Source organism: Micromonospora sp. CA-244673, assembly GCF_050948395.1.
Lineage (GTDB): Bacteria > Actinomycetota > Actinomycetes > Mycobacteriales > Micromonosporaceae > Micromonospora.
Map to the genome: position 1 here is coordinate 4373969 of NZ_CP192019.1, position 16065 is coordinate 4390033.

At 76.9% G+C, this 16065-nt stretch carries 17 protein-coding genes; 15 read left to right on the forward strand and 2 right to left on the reverse strand.

The window, feature by feature from the left end; translation table 11 throughout:
* From ACQP12_RS20385 to ACQP12_RS20455, 15 genes are all read left to right on the forward strand, one after another.
* Complete coding sequence (locus tag ACQP12_RS20385) at positions 1–609, forward strand: glycine zipper family protein (protein ID WP_433281063.1); 609 nt, start codon at positions 1–3, stop codon at positions 607–609.
* A complete protein-coding gene (locus tag ACQP12_RS20390) occupies positions 606–1286 on the forward strand; it encodes a carboxypeptidase-like regulatory domain-containing protein (protein WP_433281065.1) in 681 nt (226 codons plus the stop codon). Before ACQP12_RS20385 ends, ACQP12_RS20390 begins: the two co-directional genes overlap by 4 nt.
* A gap of 17 nt (positions 1287–1303) precedes the next feature.
* Positions 1304–2518, forward strand: a complete 1215-nt coding sequence (locus ACQP12_RS20395) for a phage tail sheath family protein (RefSeq protein WP_433281067.1) — start codon at positions 1304–1306, stop codon at positions 2516–2518.
* A gap of 1 nt (position 2519) precedes the next feature.
* Positions 2520–3002, forward strand: a complete 483-nt coding sequence (locus tag ACQP12_RS20400) for a phage tail protein (RefSeq protein WP_357943239.1) — start codon at positions 2520–2522, stop codon at positions 3000–3002.
* A gap of 1291 nt (positions 3003–4293) precedes the next feature.
* The gene (locus tag ACQP12_RS20405) at positions 4294–4602 is read left to right on the forward strand and encodes a hypothetical protein (RefSeq protein ID WP_433281069.1); all 309 of its coding nucleotides are present in this window, start codon (positions 4294–4296) and stop codon (positions 4600–4602) included.
* Positions 4602–5366 carry a hypothetical protein gene (locus tag ACQP12_RS20410; RefSeq protein WP_433281071.1) on the forward strand — a complete coding sequence of 255 codons (765 nt, stop codon included), beginning with the start codon at positions 4602–4604 and terminating at the stop codon, positions 5364–5366. The genes ACQP12_RS20405 and ACQP12_RS20410 overlap by 1 nt, the downstream gene beginning before the upstream one ends.
* Complete coding sequence (locus ACQP12_RS20415; RefSeq protein ID WP_433281073.1) at positions 5363–6931, forward strand: phage baseplate assembly protein V; 1569 nt, start codon at positions 5363–5365, stop codon at positions 6929–6931. Before ACQP12_RS20410 ends, ACQP12_RS20415 begins: the two co-directional genes overlap by 4 nt.
* Positions 6931–7269: a hypothetical protein gene (locus tag ACQP12_RS20420; RefSeq protein ID WP_393189764.1), complete on the forward strand. Its 339-nt coding sequence runs from the start codon at positions 6931–6933 to the stop codon at positions 7267–7269. Before ACQP12_RS20415 ends, ACQP12_RS20420 begins: the two co-directional genes overlap by 1 nt.
* Positions 7266–7703, forward strand: coding sequence for a GPW/gp25 family protein (locus tag ACQP12_RS20425; RefSeq protein WP_433281075.1), 438 nt, complete (start codon positions 7266–7268; stop codon positions 7701–7703). Before ACQP12_RS20420 ends, ACQP12_RS20425 begins: the two co-directional genes overlap by 4 nt.
* Positions 7700–10318, forward strand: a complete 2619-nt coding sequence (locus ACQP12_RS20430; RefSeq protein WP_433281077.1) for a putative baseplate assembly protein — start codon at positions 7700–7702, stop codon at positions 10316–10318. Before ACQP12_RS20425 ends, ACQP12_RS20430 begins: the two co-directional genes overlap by 4 nt.
* A complete protein-coding gene (locus ACQP12_RS20435; RefSeq protein WP_433281079.1) occupies positions 10299–11063 on the forward strand; it encodes a phage tail protein in 765 nt (254 codons plus the stop codon). Before ACQP12_RS20430 ends, ACQP12_RS20435 begins: the two co-directional genes overlap by 20 nt.
* On the forward strand, positions 11060–11980 hold the full coding sequence (locus ACQP12_RS20440; protein ID WP_433281081.1) for a hypothetical protein: 921 nt from the start codon (positions 11060–11062) through the stop codon (positions 11978–11980). The genes ACQP12_RS20435 and ACQP12_RS20440 overlap by 4 nt, the downstream gene beginning before the upstream one ends.
* Positions 11977–12453, forward strand: a complete 477-nt coding sequence (locus ACQP12_RS20445; RefSeq protein WP_433281083.1) for a hypothetical protein — start codon at positions 11977–11979, stop codon at positions 12451–12453. The genes ACQP12_RS20440 and ACQP12_RS20445 overlap by 4 nt, the downstream gene beginning before the upstream one ends.
* A gap of 33 nt (positions 12454–12486) precedes the next feature.
* A complete protein-coding gene (locus ACQP12_RS20450) occupies positions 12487–13257 on the forward strand; it encodes a hypothetical protein (protein ID WP_433281085.1) in 771 nt (256 codons plus the stop codon).
* Positions 13258–13341: 84 nt separating this feature from the next.
* Complete coding sequence (locus ACQP12_RS20455) at positions 13342–14406, forward strand: LacI family DNA-binding transcriptional regulator (RefSeq protein WP_433281086.1); 1065 nt, start codon at positions 13342–13344, stop codon at positions 14404–14406.
* Between the two features lie 6 nt (positions 14407–14412).
* Here ACQP12_RS20455 and ACQP12_RS20460 read toward each other — a convergent pair whose 3' ends face one another.
* Together ACQP12_RS20460 and ACQP12_RS20465 are read right to left on the reverse strand one after the other, a co-directional pair.
* Complete coding sequence (locus ACQP12_RS20460) at positions 14413–15021, reverse strand: bifunctional 4-hydroxy-2-oxoglutarate aldolase/2-dehydro-3-deoxy-phosphogluconate aldolase (protein ID WP_433281088.1); 609 nt, start codon at positions 15019–15021, stop codon at positions 14413–14415.
* Positions 15018–16046 (reverse strand): sugar kinase, encoded by a 1029-nt coding sequence (locus ACQP12_RS20465; protein ID WP_433281090.1) that lies wholly within the window; start codon positions 16044–16046, stop codon positions 15018–15020. Before ACQP12_RS20465 ends, ACQP12_RS20460 begins: the two co-directional genes overlap by 4 nt.
* Between the last annotated feature and the right edge of the window lie 19 nt (positions 16047–16065).

Below are 16065 nucleotides of genomic sequence, written 5' to 3' on the forward strand. Positions count from 1 at the left end.
ATGGTCCTCGGCATCATCAGCGCCGCCGTCCACATCGTCCTGGGCGCCGTCCTCGGCGGGGCGGCGGGCGGCACCATCGGCCTTCTGATCGGCGCGGTCGTCGGGCTGCTCGTCGGCGCGCCGTTCGGCTGGGCGGTCGCCTCCGCCGGCACCTACGGCGCCGACCCGAAGGGCATCTTCCTCTTCGTGGTCGACCACACCTGGAGCCTGCTCAACACCGTCGCCGGCGCCCTCTACCTGGCCCTGCACCTGGTCTTCGGGCACCAGCTCGACCGGGTGGTCTCGCAGGGCAGCGGGCGGGTCAACCTGGTCGAAGGCGTCTCGCCCCGCTACGCCACCACCATCGGCACCGTCTGCGCCGGCTCCAGCCCCGGCATCCAACGGCACGAGGACGTGCACGTCCTCCAGGCGCGGCTGCTCGGCCCGCTCTACCTGCCGCTGGTCGCGCTCAACTACGTGCTGTTCACCATCGCCCCGGTGTGGCTGCTCTGGCACGACCACAGCAACGCGCCGATCAACCGGTTCACCCGCTACTTCGAGATCGGCGTCTACCCGCACGTCTGGAACGAGGCCATCGCGTACCGGATCCAGGGGACGCCGCCGCGATGACCGGCGCGATCGAGGCGGCCGTCGCCGACCTCGCGGCCTGGCTGACCGGGGCGGCGGGAGACCCCGTCCCGGTCGGCCCGCCCCGCGAGGACCCCGACGGCGGCCTCACCGTCTGGCCCCTCGAACTGCGGCCGGCCCGGCAGACCGCGGGCAGCGGCGGGGCGCGCGAGCCGTACCGGTTCGTGGTCCGGCTGCTGCTCAGCGGCGGCGGGCCGGCGGCGCTGCCCGCGCTGGACCGGGTCCTCGCCGCCGCCACCGCGGCCGGCCAGCCCGAGGTGGTGCTGGCCGCCGGGGAGCCGGCGCTCTGGCAGGCCCTCGGCGTGCCGCCCCGGCCCGCGCTGCTGCTCGACGTGCCGGCGCGGATCGACCGGCCGGCGCCGGCCGCGCCGCCCGTGCGGCAGCCGCTGCGGCTGCGGCAGCTCGACATGCGCACCCTCGACGGCCGGGTGGTCGGGCCGGAGCGGCAACCGCTCGCCGCCATGCGGGTCGAGCTCGTCGGCACCGCCCAGGCCACCGAGACCGACGCGGCCGGCCGGTTCCGGCTGGTCGGCGTCCCGCACGACCCCGACGCCCCGGACCGGCCGGTGCGGATCCGGCTGATCGGCCGGGGCCGCACCCACACCGCCGAGCTGGACCCCGCCGACGGAGACCACGTCGTCGTCTGCGCCCCCGACTGACTCCTCAAGGAGGACCGATGCCCACCTACTTCTCCCCCGGCATCTACGTCGAGGAGGTGCCCAGCGGGGCCCGCCCGATCGGCCCGGTCGGCACGAGCACCGCCGCCTTCGTCGGGCTCACGCCGAACCGCACCGCCCACGTCAACGAGGCCCTCGCGGTCAACAGCTGGTCGGAGTTCCTCCGGCTCTACGCCGACGGCGAGCACCTGGAGAGCACCCCCCTCGCGCGCGCGGTCTTCGGCTTCCTCGACAACGGCGGCACCCGCTGCTGGGTGGTCAACGTCGGCGAGGGCGGCCAGCTCACCGGCACGGGCGGGCGGCGCAGCGGCCTGCAACTGCTGGAAGCCATCGACGAGATCTCCATCCTGGCCGCGCCCGGCTACCACGACCCGGTCTCGCACGAGGCGCTCATCAGCACGGCCGAGCGGCTGCGCACCATGGTCGCCATCTGCGACCCGCCGCCCGACGTGGCCGACATCTCCCGGCTCACCCGGGTCGCCACGCCACCCAAGTCGTCCGGCAAACCCGCCGACGGTACGCCCAAGCCGGACGACGACCCACCCGGCGGCGACCGGCCCCGGCAGTCGGACTTCGCCACCTACTACTTCCCCTGGATCCGGGTCCGCGACCCGCTCAGCGGCGAGCTCGTCCTCACCCCGCCGAGCGGGCACGTCGCCGGCATCTGGGCCCGCACCGACGCCCTGCGCGGCGTGCACAAGGCGCCGGCCAACGAGCCGGTACGCGGCGCGGTCGACCTGGCGTACCGGGTCACCCGGCCGGAGCACGACGTGCTCAACCCCAAGGGCATCAACGTGATCCGCTTCTTCTCCGGCGAGGGCATCCGGCTCTGGGGCGCCCGTACGCTCGCCGCCGAGGCCAGCGAGTGGCGCTACCTGAACGTGCGGCGGCTCTCCATCGCCATCGAGCTGGCCATCGCCAACGGCACCCGGTGGATGGTGTTCGAGCCGAACGACTACACCCTGTGGCGCTCGATCCGGCGGGACATCGGCGCGTTCCTCACGCGGGTGTGGCGGGACGGCGCGCTGCTCGGCCGCACGCCCGAGGAGGCGTTCTTCGTCAAGTGCGACGAGGAGACCAACCCGGCCGACGTGCGCGACGCCGGGATGGTGGTGGCGCACATCGGCATCGCGGTGGTCAAGCCCGCGGAGTTCGTGGTGTTCAAGCTGAGCCAGTGGGCCGGCGGCACCGAGACCGAGACGATCGGAGGCTGACATGCCCACCACGGCCACCCCGCAGCCGGGCGCGCCCGTCGACCCCTACCGGGCGTACCACTTCAAGCTGCTCATCAACGGCATCACCAACGGGCACTTCACGGAGGTCAGCGGCTTCGAGGTGGCCATACCGTCGCTGGCGTACCGGGAGGCCGGCAACGAGCGGATCCGGGCCGTCCCCGGCCAGGTCGAGTACGCACCCGTCACCCTCCACTTCGGGCTGACCGCGTCGCGCGAGCTGTGGGACTGGGTGAACGCGGCGGCGAAGGGCACGGTGAGCCGGCGCAACGTCTCCGTGGTGCTGCTCGACCCGGCCGGCACCGCCGAGGTGCTGCGCTGGAACATGATCAACGCGTGGCCGACCCGGTGGCGGGGAGCCCACCTGAACACCCTGTCCCAGGAGATCGCCATCGAGGCGCTGACCCTGGCGTACGAGGGGCTGGAACTGGAGTCCGGCAGTGCCGCCGCCCCGACGACCGCGTGACCGGCTGGCCCGCCTGCTCCGGGCCACCGCCGACCGCCTCGCCACCCCACCCACCGCCGCACCTCCGCACGCCGCCCCCGAGCCCGCCCCGCGCCGCCCCGGCGAACCCCCCGAGCACTGGCTCCGCCTGGTCGCCACCCACGCCCCCGGCCTCCTCCACGACCTCGCCCACCCCACCCCCACGCCGCCCACCGCCGCTCCCCCTGTCGATCAAGAAGTTTGGGTCGGGTCCGACGCCGCCGCCGACACGAATCTCTTGATCGACGAGGAGGGGGCGGCGGTGGGCGGCGGTGTGGACGGTGAGTGGGGCGCTTGGGTTCGGGCGGGCGGTGGGGCCGGGCGGTGGTTGCCGTTGCGGTCAGCGGTTCCCGGGGCGCTCGGCGAGGCGGCCGCGAGGTCAGCACCGTTGGCGGGTGACCGGCTCGCGGAGCGCGCACGGGCGGCTGACGGGACCGCGTGGCCGGCACCCTCCTCGGCGGACGCGATCGGGGGCCTTTCGCCTTTCCCCGCCGACGACGCCGCCCGGCACGGGTTCACGTCGCGCGATGCGGCGGGCCGGCGCCGGCCGCGCGACATCGGTTGGGGACCGGGCGCACGCGAGTCGGCCACCCGCGGATCCCTCCCCGGCACGCGGGTTGCCTCGTCGGCCGGCGAGGCCGGCCGTGACGGGTCGCGGGGCGATGCCGGCGCCGCACGCCGGGCCGCGACGGCCCAGTGGTCATCCGGTGCGGCCGGCGTGTCACCGGGATCGCCGCCGGGCCGGACCGGCGCTCCCGCCGCACCGCCCGGTCAGGCCGGCGCCGCAGCGGGGTCGGCACTCGGCGCGGGCCCACTCGCGGACCGTCTTCGGGTCGGCCGGAACGGTGCTTTCGACAGATCGTCGCCAGGTGGGACCGGCGCACCGGCGGGATCGTGGTCCGGTGGGACCGGCGCACCGGCGGGATCGGCGTCCAGCCCCAGCTTCCTCCGACAAGGACCGTCGTCCGGCGCCCGGCCGGCAGCACCGCCCGGGTGGGTCGGAGCCCTGGCCGACCCGTCGGCCGGCGCGGCCGGATCGGACGGCGCGCGGCCCGGCGGCGGCCCGTCGAGGTGGGGCGCCGTCCCGGGCAGCGCGGCCGGGGCGGGACTGATCGGCCGCCCCGCGCGGGTCACCTCGACCTCCGACGCCGGCGCGCTCGCCGACCCGCTCACCGACGCGGCCCCGGGCCGGCTCCGGCCCGGACCGCCGGCCGACGCCCCGGGCATCGCCGGCACCGGGACGGCCCGTGCCGCAGCCCTTCGGGTGCATCCGTTGTCGCTGGGACGACAACAGACGCACCCGAACCCGACGGCGCCCGCACACCCGCGCGGCACCGGTGGCGAGGGGTGGCCGCGGCCGGACCGCCGGTACTGGGCCGGGGCGGCGGCCGGGCCGTGGCCGGCGCTGCCGGCCGAAGCGGACGAGCAGGTTGGCGGCGCGGCCGGCGGCGGGGCCGGCGGCGTGCCGCGGCGCGACCCGTGGCCGGCGCTGCCCGACGACCGGGAGCTGTGGGCGCCGGTGGTCACGGCGCGGGACGCCGACCGGCTGGCCCGACTCGACCGGGAACAGGCGGGTGACTGATGGAGCGCGTCGCCTTCCTCGTGGACGAGTCCGGCACCCGGGTGGACTGCCTGCTCAACCCGGAGACCGTGCAGGTGACCCGGCTGGCCGGCGTACGCCCCCGGGGCGCGCCGGACGGGCAGCTCACCGGCGCCGGTCTCGCCGACGACCCGCTGGTCTTCACCGGCGGCGGGCGGACCGAGCTGGTGCTGGACCTGCTCTTCGACACCGACTTCGTGGAGTCCCCGGCCCGCCCCGAGGACGTGCGCGCGCTCACCCGTCCGCTGTGGATGCTGGCGGAGAACTCCGCGACCGAGCACGGCTGGCTGCGGCCCCCGCTGGTCCGGCTGGTCTGGGGCAAGACCTGGAACGTGCCCGGCGTCATCGTGGCCATCGCGGAACGCTTCGACGCGTTCACCATCACCGGCACCCCGCGCCGCTCCTGGCTGCGGCTCAAGCTGGTCCGGGTCGCCGAGACCGCCGAGGCGGCCCGGGCGGGCTTCGAGGAGGAACTGGCCGCGGCGAGCACGCCGACCGTGCCGCCCGGGTCGGCGGTGGTCGCCGCGGCGGACGGGGCGGCCGAGCCCGGCTGGTCCGGGGTGCGCTTCGACCTGCTCGCCCACGACGCGCTCGGCTCGCCGCTGCGCTGGCGGCTGCTGGCCGAGCACAACCGGATCAGCGACCCACTGACCGTGCCGGCCGGCACCGCGCTGGCCGTGCCGGCCACCGCCGCCGCCACGCCGCCGCCCGCCGACGGCCCCGCCGGGACGGGAGGCGCGCCGTGATCCGGGCCGCCGTCGTGACGATCGACGGGACACCGCTGGCCGACCCCGGCCGCCTGCGCGGTGTCCGGGTCGCCGCCCGTCTGGACCAACCGACCCAGTGCGAGCTCACCCTGGCCGCCGCGCCGGGCGCCGCCGCCCTCGACCCTCCCGTACGCCCCGGCGCCGCCCTCGACCTGCGCCTGGAGGGTCAGCCCGACGCCCTGTTCACCGGCGAGGTGACCGGCGTCGAGGTGGAGTACGCCGGCGACGGCGCGGCGCTGCTGCGGGTCCGGGCGTACGACCCGCTGCATCGGCTGCGCAAGCGGCAGGAGCTGCGGGTGTTCGAGTCGGTGACCGCCGCCGAGCTGGCCGGGGCGCTCTGCGCCGGCCTGGGCCTCACGGTCGACGCCGACGACGACGGGCCGCGCCTGGACCGGCTGCTCCAGCACCGGCACACCGACCTGGAGCTGCTGCGCGAGGTGGCCGGCCGGGCCGGCCTGCACCTGACCGTGGAGGGCGACCGGCTGCGCCTGCTGACCCTCGACGGTCACGGCGACCCGGTCCCGCTCACCCTTGGCGGGAACGTGCACGCGCTGCGGATCGCGGAGAACCTGGACCGGGCGGGCGGCGGGTGCGCGGTGCTGGGCTGGCACCCGCAGCGCGCCGAACCGCTACGGCAGGAGGCCGGCGAGGCCCGCTCCGGGCGGCGCATCCCGCTGCGCCCGGACCCGGGCGGGGTGGGCGCGGACGGGGTCCGCACGGCCGTCGACCAGCCCGGCCGCAGCGACGACGAGCTGGCGGCCCTGGCCCAGGCCGGGCTGGACGCCCGGGTGGCCGCGCTCGTGACGGCCGAGGGCACGGCCGACGGGGATCCGGCGCTGCGGCCCGGCCGGCGGATCGCCCTGGCCGGCGTTCCCGACCCGGTGGCCGGCGTGTACGTGCTCACCGAGGTGGTGCACACGCTGGACGCGAACGGGCACCTGACCCGCTTCTCGACCGTCCCGCCCGGGCCGCCGCCGGCCGCTCCCGTGGCGGCCACGGTCACCCTCGGCACGGTCACCGACGTGGACGACCCGGACGGGCTGGGCCGGGCCCGGGTGACGCTGCCCGCGTACGGGGATCTGGACGCCGGCTGGCTCGCCGTGCTCTGCCCGGGCGCCGGCCGGGGCAAGGGCATCGTGGCGCTGCCCGACCCGGAGGACACCGTGCTGGTGGCGCTGCCCGGCGGCGAGCCGGCCTCGGGCGTGGTGCTCGGGTCGCTGTTCGGCGCGGTCGAGCCGTACGACGCGGGGATCGTGTCGGGGCGGTCCCGCCGCTGGTCGATGCGGACCGGCACCGGGCAGTCGATCGTCATCGACGACGACGGGCGCGCCCTGCGGCTGGCCACCGACGGCGGCAGCTTCGTCGAGCTGCGACCCGAGCTGACCACCGTGCACGCGGCCGGCGACCTGGTGCTCTCGGCGCCGGGCCGGGCCATGGTGGTGCGCGCCCGCACCGTCGACTTCCTGCACGCGGAGGCGGCGGAGGACGCCGAGACCGCCGCCGCCCAGGCCCGTACCCTCGCCCGCGCCCACGGAGGTGGCTGATGCGCTGGATCCACCGCGACTCGCTGATCACCTGCGACCACGACGGCCGGGTGGCCAACCGCCCCTCCCAGGGGTGGGTGACCGTGCGGGGTGTGCCGGTGCTGGTGGAGGCCGACCCGGAGGGGCGGGACATCACCGCGTGCCCCAACTACGGGCCGACCGTCAAGCCCTGCGCGAAGACGCTGAAGGTGACCGTCGGCTACAGCGCCTGGCTGCGGGTGGACGGCCACCGGGTGGTGCTGTCGAACCTGGACGGGCTGACCGACGGCACCCCGCCCGGGCTGGTCCACCACACCGTCCGCGACCCGCGGCAGACCTTCCTGGGGGCGGACGCATGAGGGCCTTCCGGTTCGTGGGCGCCGGCTTCGACGCGGGTCGCGCCGGCGGTCTCGCGCTGACCGCCGCCGGCGGCCTGGCCATGACCGAGGGCGACGAGACCGTACGCCAGGCGTTGTTCCTGCTGTTGTCGACCACGCCGGGCGAGCGGCTGATGCGCCCCGGGTACGGGTCGCGGCTGCACCGGCTGGTCTTCGCGCCCAACGACGACACCACGGCCGGCCTGGCCATCCACTACGTGCGGCAGGCGATCCGGCGCTGGGAGCCGCGGGTGGAGGTGCTCGACGTGGACGCCGGGCCGGACCCGGACGACCCGTGGCGCCTGGTGATCCGGCTGGACTACCGCGTGCGGGCCAGCCTCTCCCCCGGCCAGCTGGTCTTCTCCGTCGACCTGCTCCCGGTCGACGACGACCCCGGCGAGGAGGCTCCCGCATGACGCTGCCGGTGCCGCACCTGGACGACCGCGCCTTCCTCGACCTGGTCACCGAGGCGCGGGAACGGATCCGCGCGTCCTGCCCGGACTGGACGGACCTCTCCGCGCACGACCCGGGGATGGCGCTGCTGGAGGCGTTCGCCTACCTCACCGAGGTGATGATCTACCGGCTGAACCAGTTGCCGGAGAAGGCGTACGTGGCCTTCCTCAACCTGCTCGGCGTGACCCGGCACCCGCCGGCCGCCGCCTGGGCGGACGTCCGCTTCACCCGGACGGGCGCGGACCGGGGCGCGGTCCGCGTCCCGGCCGGCACCCGCGTCGCCGCCGCCCGCGGCGCCGACCCCCGGCCGGTCGTCTTCGTGACCACCGAGCCGGCCGTGCTGCCCGCGGGCGAGACCGAGGTGACGGTACGCGTGCACCACTGCGAGCCGGTCGAGGCGGAGCTGCTGGGCACCGGCACCGGGCAGGCCGGGCAGGTGTTCCGCGCGGCCCGGGCGCCGCTGGCGCGGACCACCGAGGCGCTGGACCTGCTGCTCGGGGTGGAGGTGCCGACCGGGTCGGTGGAGCTGGGCGCGGCGGCGCGGGAGCACGAGGGCCGCACGTACGAGATCTGGCGGCCGGTGGACAGCTTCGCCGGCGTCGGCCCGCAGGCCAAGGTCTACCTGGTCGACCGGGCCTCCGGGGTGGTCACCTTCGCCCCCGCGCTGGACCTGCGGCCCGCGGACGGGGCCGGGCCGGGTGTCGAGGGGGCGCCCGGCCCGGTCGCGGCGGTGCCGCCGGCCGGCCGGCAGGTCCGGCTCTGGTACCGGTGCGGCGGCGGGCCGGCGGGGAACGTGGCGGCCGGGACGCTGACCAGCCTGCGCGACCCGCTGCCCGGGCTGAAGGTGGACAACCCGGCGCCGGCCGCCGGGGGCCGGGACCTGGAGTCGTTGGAGTCGGCCCTGGCGCGCGGCCCGTACGAGTTCTTCGCCCAGCAGCGCGCGGTGACCGCCCGGGACTACGAGATCCTCGCCGCCGGTTCCGGCGCGGTGGCCCGGGCCCGGGCGTTCACCCGGGCGGCCGTCTACAGCTTCGCCCGCCCCGGCGAGGTCGAGGTGGTGCTGGTGCCGTACGTGCCGGAGCAGGCCCGACCGGGCGGCCGGCTGCCGGTGGCGGTGCTGCGGGAGCACGAGGTGGAGGAGGCCCGCCGCCGGGTGGAGGCCGACCTGGACCGGCGCCGGGCGCTCGGCACGGCGGTGCGCGCCGGCTGGGCGCGCTACAAGGCGGTCTCCGTCCGGGCCCGCGTGGTGGTCCGCCGCGAGGAGGACGTGGACGCGGTCCGGCGGCGCATCCACGACCGGCTGCACCAGACGCTCAGCCCCCTGCCCACCCCGCTCAACCCGGCCGGCTGGGCGTTCGGCGAGCCGCTGCGGGCCTCCAACGTGTACCGGATGCTGGAGCACGCCGAGCCGGGTGTGCGCTACGTCGAGTCGGTCCGGTTCGTGGTCGACGAGGCGCCGGACGCGCAGGTGCGGACCGTGGCCGTCGACCAGTACCAGCCGGGCACCTGGTACGCCGGGCGCGGCCCGGTGCTGTTCCGTTCGACCGACGCGGGCGCGGGGTGGGAGCCGGCCGGCCGGTTCGACGGCGAGAGCGTGGTCCGGGTGGTGCCCGCTCCCGCCCCGGTGCGCCCCGGCGTGGTGCCCCGGGCCGGTTCGGTGGCCGTGGTGACCGCGCGCGACGCGGGCGGCTCGCGGGTGCGGCTGAGCACCGACCTGGGCGAGACCTGGACGCTGCTGACCGACCTGGACTCCGGGGTCCGAAACCTGGCCTGGATCGACCGGGACGGCGCCGGGGCGCTGCTGCTGGCCACCGACGCCGGCCTCTACGAGGTGTCGCTGCTGCCCGGCGCCGTGCCGTTGCAGATCCTGGTCGACCCGGCCGACGCCGACCGGGGCTTCTACGCGGTCCGGGCGTTCGTCTCCGAGCGCGGCGCGCCCGGCGTGGCGGTGGCCGCGCAGGCCGGCTTCGGGGTCTACCTGTCCACCGCCGCCGGCCGCCCCGGCACCTTCGCGCACGTGGGCCTGGCCAACGTGGACAACCGGGTGCTCGCCGTGCAGTACGACGGCCCGGCCACCCTGCTGTGGAGCGGCGCCGGCGAGCCGGACCCGAAGAAGCCCGGGCAAGGCTGCCACCGCACCCGGTTGTTCGAGTCCGACGTGAAGTGGCAGTCGGTGGCGGGCGGCTGGATCGGCGGCACCTGCCGGGACCTGGCGTTCAGCGGCACCCTGGCGCTGGCCGCCACGCAGAGCGGCGGGGTGGTCCGGCTGGACACCCTGGCCGCGCAGCCGCAGTGGCAGCCCGTGATGGTCAACTGCGGGCTGCCGCTGCGCGACCGGACCCGGTTCGTCCCGGTGGACGCGATCGCCGCGACCGGACCGTCCGGCGCGGGTGGGGCCGGCCGGCTGGTCCTGGCCGGCGGCGAGCGCGGCGTGTACCGCAGCGGCGACGCGGAGGACTGGACGGCCAGCGCCAACCAGGCCACGGCCGACGTGGTGACCGTTCCCGGCACCTGGCTGCTCTGCTCCGGCGAGCACGACATCGAGGTGGTGCGGCAGGATGCGCCGAGCGGCGATTGAGCGGCTGCTGCCGGCCGCGTACCAGCGGGCCGCCGGCCCGGGCAGCGTGCTGGGCGCGCTGCTGGACGTCATGGAGTCGCTGCACGCCCCGGACGAAGCGGTGCTCGCCGACGTCGACGCGCTGTTCGCGCCGTACCGGACGCCGGACGGGTTCGTGGCCTACCTGACCCGGTGGGTGGCCATGGACCACGTGGTCGCCGCGCCCCGGGCCGACGCGCCGTTGCCGCTGCCGGTGGGCCGGCTGCGGGACCTGGTCGCACACGGCGCGCTGCTGGCCCGGTGGCGGGGCACCCCGTACGGGATGCGCACCGCGCTGGAGCTGGCGACCGGCGTGACCGGGTTCGTGCTGGAGGAGCCGGCCGACCGGCCGTTCCACGTGGTGGTCCGGGTGCCGCCGGCCGCCGCCGACCGGCTCGCCCTGGTCACGCGCATCGTCGAGGCGGAGAAGCCCGCCGCGGTCACCGTCGAGGTCACCACCGACCCGGCCCCCCGACCCGACGCGGACCCCACCGACCCCGCCGAACCGGAGCCCCCCGCGGCCGACACCGCCGACCCGGCGGCACCCCCAGCCGACACCGCCGACCCGGCGCCGCCCCCCGCCGATGCCGCCGACCCGGCGCCGCCCGCGCCCGGCGCCGACGAGCCGGAGGGCACGGCCACCGGGGTGGCGGCCGTTCCCGCGGTCGGCCGGGCCCGCGTGCCGTCCCCCGCACCCCGTGACCAGCCGTCAGAGGAGCCGTCATGACCACCGAATGGGCCGTCGTCGCCGCCGCCGAGCAGTTCACCCTGGACGCCCGCAACTGCGGCGAGCTGACGTTCACCGTCTCCAACCCGGGCGAGGCGCCGGACACCGTGGTCTTCGACGTCGCGCCCGGCGAGGGCAGCCAGCGCGGCTGGTTCAGCGTGGCCGAGCCGCAGCGGGTGGTGCCCGGGCAGGGCTCGGTGTCGTTCCTGGTCCGGCTCGCCGTGCCGCCCGGCACCCCGCCCCGGCGCTACGACATGATCGGGTTCGCGTACTCGGCGAACACCGCGCCCGAGGAGAGCTCCCGGTCCAGCGGCCGGGTGACGTACGACGTCCGGGCTGTCGTACCCCCGAAGCGCGCGCCGTGGCCGTGGCTCGCGGCCGCGGCGGCGCTGCTGCTCGTGGTGGCCGGGGTGGTGGTCTGGCTGGTGACCCGCGGCGGGGATCCGCCGCCCCCGCCGCGGGCCCAGGTGGTGACCGTGGAGGCCGAGACGCTGGTCTCCGGCGCTACGGTGCAGTCGACCACCGCGGCGGCCGCGCGGGTGGAGTCCCAGCCGAACTGCTGCGCGGTGGTGTGGTCCGGCGACGCCCAGCTCTTCTTCCAGGGCCGGGCCGTGGGTGACCGGGTGACCGTCTCGGTGGACCTGCCCGCCGACGGCACCTGGCGCCTCTCCACCGTGCGCACCACCTCGTTCGACTACGCGAACACCATCTGGCTGGTGGACGGCCGGCAGGTCGGCGACACCTTCTTCGGCTTCACCCCGACGGTGGTGCGCACCGACTTCGTGGACGTGGGCACCGTGGAGCTGGCCCGGGGCCCGCACAAGCTGACCCTGGTGGCGGTGAGCCGGACGCAGGGCACCGACCGGTACTTCGCCGGGGTCGACCAGATCCGGTTCACCCAGCTCCTCGCGCCGTGAGCGGGCGGCAGAAGGTGCTGCTGGCGGCCCTCGCCGGGCTGCTCGTGGTGCTCTACGTGGTGGCGGTGGGCGGCGGCCGGCACGAGCGGGGCGATCCGGCCGCCGGGCCGGGCTGGCTGGCCCGGTTCGGCGGGAGCGCCGGCACGGTGGACCCGGCGACGGTGACCGTGGCGTGCGTGCCGCCGGCCAACGAGCCGAGCCCGTCCGCCGAGGGCGTGGTGGTCGGCTTCGGCGTCGCCTGCCGGCTGCGGGTGGCCGACCCGGGCGGCCTGCGCAGCCTGGTGCTGCGCAGCGCGGCGCCGTTCGTGGTGAGCGCCCCGGCGCCCGGGGACGCCGACGTCACGGTCACCGACGAGGTGACGCCCGGCGACGACGGCACGGCGGTGGCGAAGGTGGCGGTGGACGGGGAGACCGAGGTCGCCCTGCGATGCCCGGGAGGTGGCGGATGCGTGGTCACCGTCGCCCGGTCCTGACCGGCACCGGGCCGGCCCGCGAGAAGGTGCGCCATGGGTGAGCTGCGCAAACCCTTCCTACTGCTGGCGCTGCTCGCCATCGCGCTGGTGGTGGGCCTGGAGCTGGGCGCGGCGGCGCTCACCGGCGGCGGGGACGCCGGCGGCGCGCTGCGGGACAGCGCCGGTCAGCTCGGCGTCGAACTCGGGGACGTGGGCGCCGTTACCGAGCCGTCCGGCCGGGGCACCGGCCACCTGGCGCTCATCGACGTGGTGGCGCTCTGGACCACCGGGCTGTTCAGCCTGAGCCTCGTGGTGCCCGACCGGATCCAGGGCCGGGTGCAGGGCGTGGCCACCCTGATCTTCTCGATCCTGCTGCTGCTCGCGTCGCTGGTCCTGCTGATCGTCGCCTTCGTCGAGCTGACCGTGATGGTCTCGCTGTTCCTGGCCGCACCGTTCGGCACGCTGGCGTACCTGGCCGTGTGGGGGTTCTTCCCGGTGGGCGACGCGGCCGTGCTGCTCGGCCTGGTGCTGCTGCTCAAACTGGTCTGGGCGGCGCTGCTGCTGCTCGCCCAGCCGCGCTTCCTGCAGAACAAGGGCCTCGTGCTGCTGGCACTGACCACCCTGCTGTGCACGGTGGTGCTGGAGTTCCTGCACCAGCTGGTGCCGGGCATCCTGGTCAGCATCACCGACGACCTGGGCGCGGTGGTGTTCGCCGTGGTGGCGCTGGTCTGGGCGCTGGTCCTGCTGATCGGCTCGATCCCCGCCATCGTCAAGGCCGTCCGCACCACCGCGACCACCTCCCGTCCCACCGCGCGCGCCCGGTGAGCGCCGCCTCCGCCGATCGGGGCACGGCTTTCCCGGCGGTGCTGCGGTAGCCTCTCGGCCACCGGGGTGTGCGAGGGGGTGCGCATGGCGACGTTGGCCGATGTCGCCCGCCGGGCGGGCGTCTCCCCCGCGACCGCGTCGCGGGTCATCAACGGCAGCAGCAAGCCGGTCGCCGACGAGCTGCGCGAGCGGGTGCTGAAGGCCGTGGCCGAGCTGCGGTACGTGCCGAACGCGCACGCCCAGCTGCTGGCCCGGCCGCAACGCAGCGTGGTCGGCGTGTTGGTGCACGACGTCTCCGACCCGTACTTCGCCGAGGTGACCCGGGGGTTGCAACGAGTCGCCACCGAGCGGGGGCGGCTGGTGATCATCTGCAACAGCTACCGCGATCCCGAACGGGAGGTGGAGTACGTCGACCTGCTCCGCGCCCAGCAGGTCGCCGCGATCGTGCTGGCCGGCTCCGGCTACCACGACCCCACGGTCAACGCCCTGCTCGACGAGCGGCTCGCCGCGTACGCGGCCACCGGCGGGCGGGTCGCGGTGATCGGCCGGCACCGGCACCGGGGCGACGCCGTGCTGCCGGCCAACGAGGAGGGCGCCCGCCTGCTCGGCGCGGAGCTGCGCCGGCTCGGTCACCGGGCCGTCGGCGTGCTCGCCGGCCCGCGCTCCCTCACCACCACGAGCGACCGGCTCGCCGGGCTCGCCGCCGGCCTGGCCGAGCCGCTGCCGCAGCCGCGGATCCGGTACGCGGACTTCACCCGCGACGGCGGGTCCCGGGCCGCGGCGGAGCTGCTGGACGCGGCGCCGGGCCTGACCGCGATCGTGGCGTTGAACGACTCGATGGCGGTCGGCGCGTTGAACCTGCTGCGCGCCCGTGGCGTGCGGGTGCCCGCGGAGGTCTCCGTGGTCGGCTTCGACGACATGCCGATCGCCGCCGACGTGACCCCCGCGCTGACCACCGTCCGGCTGCCGCTGGCCGAGCTCGGCGCCCGCGCCATGACCCTGGCCCTCGACGCGCCCGGCGGCCGGGACCGGGTGGAGACCCTTGCCGCCGAGCTGGTCCACCGCGACAGCCTCGGCCCGGCCCCGGCAGGACCGGCCCGCTCCGGCACGACCGGCCCGCTCCGGCCTGACCGGCCTGCTCCGGCCTGACCGGTCTCAGCCCTGATCGGCGGCGAGGGCGGCGAGGCGGGGGATCTGGCGGGGGTCGGACAGCGCCGACCCGACCGCCACGAGCCGCGCCCCGGCGGCCAGGAAGTCGGCCGCGTTGTCGGCGTCGATCCCGCCGGTGGCCACGAACCGTGCCTCGGGCAGCGGCCCGGCGACCGCCCGGAACCAGGCCGGGCCGAGGCTGACCGCCGGGAACGCCTTCAACCACACCAGGCCGTGGTCGAGGGCCTGCTGCGCCTCGGTGGGGGTGGCCACGCCGGGCAGGTGCGGGATGCCGTAGCTGACCGCCGCGTCGGCGACCGCGAGGTCCAGCCCGGGGGCCACGGTGAACGCGGCGCCCGCGCCGGCGGCCTGCCGGACCTGGGCGGGGGTGCGGACCGTGCCGGCGCCCACGAGGCGGTCCCGCCGCCGGCCGGCGTCGACGGCGGCGCGCAGCGCGAGGACCGCGTCGGGGGTGCGGATCGGCACCTCCACCACGTCGATGTCGAGGTCCCAGGCCCGCTCCGCGAGCCGGACCGTCTCGTCGGGCGGCAGGTCACGCAGGATCACCATGACCCGCGCGGGGCCGAAGATCGGCGCGAAGTCGTGCCCGCTCATCGCCCGCTCCCTCCACCGTGGCCGTTCCCGGCCGCATTCTGCACCGTGGCGGCGCCGTCGGGCTGCCCCGACCCCGGACCGGCGAGGTCCGCCGGCACGAGGGTGGCCCACCGCGCGTCGGGCAGCGCCAGCGCGCGGGCCGTCCACGCCGGATCCGGCGGCGGCGCGGTGTCACCGGCGGCGGCCAGCGCCGGGACGGCCGTGAGGTGCCCGAGCCGCAGGCAGGCCGCCGGGTCGAGGCCGCGCAGCAACCCGGCCAGTAACCCGGCGGCGAAGGCGTCGCCCGCACCGACCGGTTCGCGCACCGGCGCCGGCAGCGCCGGCACGAACACCTCCGCTCCGGTACGCGGCAGCGCCGTCGCGCCCACCCCGCCGTCCTTGACCACCACGAGGTCCGGGCCGGGCAGCAGCGCGCGGACGTCGGCCGGCGCGGTGACGCCCCAGAGGGTGGCCGCCTCGTCCAGCCCGACCAGCACCACGTCGGCCCGGTCGGCCAGGTCGCGCAGCACCGGGGCGGCCCGGCGCGCCGGCCACAGCCGGGGCCGGTGGTTGACGTCGAAGCTGACCCGGGCGGCGGGCAGCGGGCGGGCGGTGAGCGCGTGCGCCACCAGGTCCCGGCAGCTCCGCGAGAGCGTCGGGGTGATGCCGGTGAGGTGCAGCAGCCGCACCCCGGCCAGGCGCGGGTCGTCGAGGGCGCGGGCGGTCAGCCGGGACGCGGCCGAGCCGGCCCGGTGGTAGTGCACCCGGGTGCCGTCCGGGCCGGGGTCCTTCAGGTAGACGCCGGTGGGCGCGGCCGGGTCGACGGCGACCAGGCTGGTGTCCACCCCGGCGGCGGCGACCTCGCGGAGCACCCGGCGGCCGAACGGGTCGTCGCCGACCCGGCTGACCCAGGCGACCCGGTGGCCGAGCCGGGCCAGCGCCATGGCCACGTTGGACTCGGCGCCGCCCACGCCGACGGCGAGCCGGTCGGCGTGCTCCAGCGGGGTCGGGGCGGCCGGCGCGAGCACCACCATGGTCTCGCCCACGCAGGCCACCTCCGGGCCG